The sequence below is a fragment of the Maribacter luteus genome, assembly GCF_009674825.1.
GTDB classification, from domain to species: domain Bacteria; phylum Bacteroidota; class Bacteroidia; order Flavobacteriales; family Flavobacteriaceae; genus Maribacter_A; species Maribacter_A luteus.
Genome location: NZ_WKJH01000015.1, coordinates 1 through 3,419, shown reverse-complemented (window position 1 = coordinate 3,419; position 3,419 = coordinate 1). Strand labels below are relative to the sequence as shown.

Below are 3,419 nucleotides of genomic sequence, written 5' to 3'. Positions count from 1 at the left end.
TATAACTTCGGTACAGCAGTAATTTGAGTAACCATATCTTTATTTTTTTGTTCATTTTAAAGATACTCGACTTACTGCTTTTTCATCGATGCTATACGTAATGCGGGTTGAAGTGCTAAATCGAAGTTTAGAGCTTAAAACGAAGTCCGCCAAATCTTTTTTATTTGGCTTTGAAAATGAAAAATTAAAACAAAATAAAAAGTTTTGGCTAAGTGCTTAATCGGAAATTAATCGCTTATTTATTCCCGTACTAATCATAGGTACTGTGTCAAAAAACAAGTTTTTTCCTTAAAATCTTAGGAAACAAGTTGATTGATCAAATTGTTATCCTGCGCAGCAAGAGCTTTATGCTTTTGCTGCTTTTTTGTTTCAAACCCTGCATCGTAAACTTCTTCATTCTTCCATAAGGTATACATCAATATCAATAGCTTTCTCTGGACGGCTATTAAAGCCACTAAGGGCTTTGCTTTATTCGGCTTAAGCCTATTATAGAATTGCTTTAATGTTGGGTTACAGCGCACACAGGTCATCGATGGCATATGTAAAGCTGCTCTGATATGACTGTTCCCTCTTTTGCTAATCCTTGTTTTACCTTTAAAATTACCAGACTCTCGTAATACAATATCATAACCGGCATAGCTTGCCAATTGTTTGGCATTTACTATAGATTCAAATCCTAAGGTCTCTCCAATAACCGTAGCTGCTGATATAAAAGATATGCCAGGTATACTCATTAGAAAGCCGATCTTCTGTTTAAGAACCTCATTTTTTGATATCAATTCTTGCATCTCTTTTTCTATAAGGGCTATCTGACACTCAAGAAGCTTCAATCTGTTCTTATGCCTTTTCAAAGCTTTAGCATTACTATAAACACTAGAAGAAATAGCTCCTTGACGATTGGTTTCTATAGTTCTATCTTTCAACAAAGAACTTCGCTCCCTGCTCAATGCTTTTAATTGTTGTAGTTCTTTACTGGGTGGTTGCCAAAGACGAATAGATCTCTCAAGACCAAGCATGCTCAACATCCTACTATCCAATGCATCAGTCTTCGAACGTTGATCCAAACTCTGGGCGTAACGCTTTACACGACCCGATTGCATTACACAAACAGCATAACCTTTGTCGTGCAAGTAATGGGCGATACCTTGATGATAGACTCCCGTAGCTTCCATCACTATCAAAAGATCAACAGTACTATCTACTGATTTCTTCAACCATTTCAAAAGCTCCCTGTAACCTGGTTCATCATTGGATACATCTGGATGGGACTTAAATTCCTTAACCAGCCTTTCACTTAGAAAACCTAATGACAATGATAAATTCAACTTAGAAACATCGATGCCCAAACTTTGTTTTAACTGCTTTTCCATATCCTATTTTTTAAAGCTAGAATTCTCTTTAGCATCTTTGCTCGCATTTGATTCGATCTCTGCACTTTTAGGATCTAGGTACTGTTCAGATTCCAAGAAAATTATAGAAGGGCGGATAACCTATGAAACGATATCATCTGAATGTATCTAGCCGAGACCTCGCTGTCCCTCCTATTTAAGCCTGTTGTTAAGTATCCAAGCTAATGCTTTAAAGCATTAGCTTGGGAAGAGTGTAAACCTAAGCGACGATATCTCTATTTAGTATCTAGCCGAACCACGAAATCACTCTTATTTATAAACTCTTTTTTTTGTGCTAAATATCTTATCTTCAACTTAAGAAACAAACATACGAGCCGAGCCGTTGTAAACAATTATGAAAAAAATTCTACCAATACTTGGACTAGCTTTTCTAATGAGCTGTATTACTGAAAAGGAGTCTAAAAACAATTTTTTTAATCCTTTTAAGACTAGTACAAAACTAGAAATCCAGTTCTTTGACCTTGATACAATCGGGTCGAAAGAAATTATTGGGGAAAAAGGAACAAGGATATACTTTGTAAGGGAGAACTTTGATATTGATTCAACAGACAAAATAACTATGGAACTTAAAGAGTTTTATAGTATCTCAGATTTGTTAAAAAACAATATACGCACAGTTACCAAAGACAATGAGTTACTTGAAAGTTCAGGAGTTATTTACTTGAATTTCAAAAGTAATGGAGAGGATCTAAAACTTCGAGACAGTTCAACAATTAGAGTGAGATTCCCGATTGACTTTTCAAATAAAGACAAAATTTTTACTGGACAAATGGACTCAATCAGTCAAATGTCTTGGTCGGAAACCGAAGCATATTTTATGGTTCTACGCTTTGATAAAAAATATCAAATCTACGTAGGTTACGATGTGACTTTAGATTCTCTCCCTTATTATCAAGAGCTTTGGAGAAAAGAGGACAGCATTTACAAAAAAACAATAGGAAGCTTAAATAAAATCGACGACAATATTGGGACTTCTATTTCTTTAACCAACCTAGGATGGATAAATGTTGACAGGTTCATAGAAAAGCCTACTGTGATAGACCTCGACATGACCAATGCTCTTGAAGTAGACGGTATTGTTATTTATGTTATTTATGAGAATTTTAATTCCTTCACAAGCTTTTATCCTAGCGACACGAAAAGTATAATTCAAACAGAAATACCTATTTTAGAAAATACAAGTATAATTGCCGTAGGAATTAAAGACGAACAATTGTATGCTCAAAAAATACCTATTAAAGATGATATCGAAATGAAATTGGGCCTAAAGCCAATTAATCGGGCGGAATTGAATAGGTTGTTCGAAAAATAACTGTTTACAACACGGTGTATAATTAATTGCGGGCGGATTTCCCAAATGGAAATCCTTGCAATTAACTATCTTCGGTACTGGCGGACATTTTCCGTTGGAAAAGTCCGCAACTAATCATACACGATAACGTTGCCAACAATTGAGGAAAATCAGAACGCTGAATGAAATTAATCTTTAAACTTCAAATATTTGTAGTCCATTTATGGTTTTTAGTTTGTACATATTTAATGCTGACTAAAAATGACAAACCTGATTATATTGGAAAAACAGAACCTGATAAAACGGAACTCTATGAAATTTTATTTTATATCTCGTTAGCGATTTTAGTGGCTTTTTATATTTCAATTTTAGGAAAAAAATTATTGAAAAAATCAAAATAAATTCTGACTCAAATGTGGAATGAAAAGCAAAACGGAATTTATAAACGTAGCGAAAAACGAATTGAATGAGGAAAATCACTTTTGCGAAATTTAGCAAGTTGCGGAATTGAAAAATATTGACTAAAAAAATATGGTGGAAATTGTAGCTAGTTTGTTATTATCGATTTTTTTTGAATTTTAAGAAAGTAAAAAAACGAAAAAACAACTGTTGGCAACAACGTGTCCTATGAAAAGCCCTAGTCCAGTTCTCTAAAGTTAATCAATATTTTCTTTTTTGCCTTAAACCACCTTTTTTTCTTTAATATAACTTGCTCCGCA

The 3,419-nt window shown here is 34.0% G+C and carries 3 protein-coding genes; 2 read left to right on the top strand and 1 reads right to left on the bottom strand.

Annotation, left to right across the window (positions count from 1 at the left end; translation table 11 throughout):
- Positions 1-296 precede the first annotated feature (296 nt).
- Positions 297-1,370: an IS110 family RNA-guided transposase gene (locus GJ691_RS11405; RefSeq protein WP_154366973.1), complete on the bottom strand. Its 1,074-nt coding sequence runs from the start codon at positions 1,368-1,370 to the stop codon at positions 297-299.
- Between the two features lie 373 nt (positions 1,371-1,743).
- Here GJ691_RS11405 and GJ691_RS11400 point away from each other — a divergent pair, with 373 nt between their 5' ends.
- Both GJ691_RS11400 and GJ691_RS11395 read left to right on the top strand, forming a co-directional pair.
- Complete coding sequence (locus GJ691_RS11400) at positions 1,744-2,721, top strand: hypothetical protein (RefSeq protein ID WP_154366971.1); 978 nt, start codon at positions 1,744-1,746, stop codon at positions 2,719-2,721.
- 161 nt (positions 2,722-2,882) lie between these two features.
- A complete protein-coding gene (locus tag GJ691_RS11395) occupies positions 2,883-3,101 on the top strand; it encodes a hypothetical protein (RefSeq protein WP_154366969.1) in 219 nt (72 codons plus the stop codon).
- The last annotated feature ends 318 nt before the right edge of the window (positions 3,102-3,419 follow it).

Bases quoted from the DNA above. Each gene is read 5' to 3' on its own strand.
- GJ691_RS11405 (WP_154366973.1), bottom strand. From the start codon at position 1,370: ATGGAAAAGCAGTTAAAACAAAGTTTGGGCATCGATGTTTCTAAGTTG.
- GJ691_RS11400 (WP_154366971.1), top strand. From the start codon at position 1,744: ATGAAAAAAATTCTACCAATACTTGGACTAGCTTTTCTAATGAGCTGT.
- GJ691_RS11395 (WP_154366969.1), top strand. From the start codon at position 2,883: ATGAAATTAATCTTTAAACTTCAAATATTTGTAGTCCATTTATGGTTT.